This window comes from Wolbachia endosymbiont of Atemnus politus (assembly GCF_013309895.1).
Map to the genome: position 1 here is coordinate 1 of NZ_JAAXCS010000196.1, position 1,351 is coordinate 1,351.

Annotated in this window: 2 pseudogenes; both read left to right on the forward strand. The window is 32.4% G+C overall.

The features are described 5' to 3' along the window. Positions 1-42: 42 nt before the first annotated feature. Positions 43-862: pseudogene (locus HET73_RS07455) on the forward strand (ribonucleoside-diphosphate reductase subunit alpha); the annotation flags it as partial. 57 nt (positions 863-919) lie between these two features. Beyond that, positions 920-1,290: pseudogene (gene ruvX, locus HET73_RS07460) on the forward strand (Holliday junction resolvase RuvX). The last annotated feature ends 61 nt before the right edge of the window (positions 1,291-1,351 follow it).

Sequence of the window (1,351 nt, forward strand, 5' to 3'; positions counted from 1 at the left end):
CAAGCTCTAATTTCCGCCGACCATGAAATATGAACTGCTTTATTGCATAAAGTCATTATTTATTTCATAAATAAAGCCACAGATGAAATACAGTGAGCAAAATACTCTGCAATAAGAGAGCGTAGTGTGGAACTTGGTGTGATGGGATTTCACTCATTTTTACAGAGTAAAATGGTTCCTATCGAATCAGTAATAGAACACCAGTGGAATAAATAAATTCAAAATAAATAAAAGATAAAAATATTCAAATATCTACGCGAGCAAGCAGATATGGTTTCAAAAAATTAGCAGAAGAAAAGGGAGCATGCCTTGACGGTAAATAAATCAATCTAATGGAAAGGTTTCAACCTAAGTTCGCTATAGTCCCAACTGCTTCAATTTCCATTATTGCAGGTGATACTTCCCTTGGAATAGATTCATATGCTGCAAATATATTTATAGAAAAGTCACTAACAGGTTCATTCGTAGTGCGGAACAAATTCTTGCAAAAATTATTAGCAGAGAAAAATCAAGACAATGATAAAGTATGTGGTCTTCAATTTCGACAAATGAAGGTTCGGTACAACACCTAGATTTCCTTAGCGAGCACGAAAATTTAGCATTTAAAACAGCGTACGATCTTGATCAAAGATGTATTATAGAACATGCAAGTGATAGAACTCCATAAATTTGTTCCTGCCTGCCAATGTACATAAACGTTATTTGCATAAAATACATATGCTTGCGTGGAAAAAAAGTCCTGAAGATTACAATCAATGCAGAGAGGCGACAAAGTTTCACATGACACATTCAAAAAAAGTGAAATATTGCAGCAACATAAAAACAGATATCGATTATGATTGAGTGTTTTTCATGTCAATAGAGGCTACAAAAAAATTATGATGAATTTCTAAAATCCATTTCAAGAGACAAACGTATAATGTGCCTTGACATGGGAGGAAAGCGAATAGGCATAACATTCAGTGATAAAACGCAGCTCATAACGTGTATAACAGAAAAAATATAAATAAAGATTTAGGTAATCTAAACAGAATATTCAAAGAAAATGAAGCTGGGCTAATACTAATAGGGCTACCACTGGAAACAGATGGACAAAGAAGTGAATGGTGCGATACCATAATCCAGTTCTCAAACAGAATGATAAAAAAACATAAAGTAAATATATATATTTTGCAAGACGAAAGCTTATCTACATTCATTGTAACCCAACCATTAAAGATTATTGGAGTATCGATCAAAATACCGAAAAAGATAGATGATAAAATATCTGCATGTATTAATCTGAAATGAAAGCTAGATAATATAAATGCAATTAAAGAGTTTTTTTTCTTAAGTTGAGAAACTTAAGATG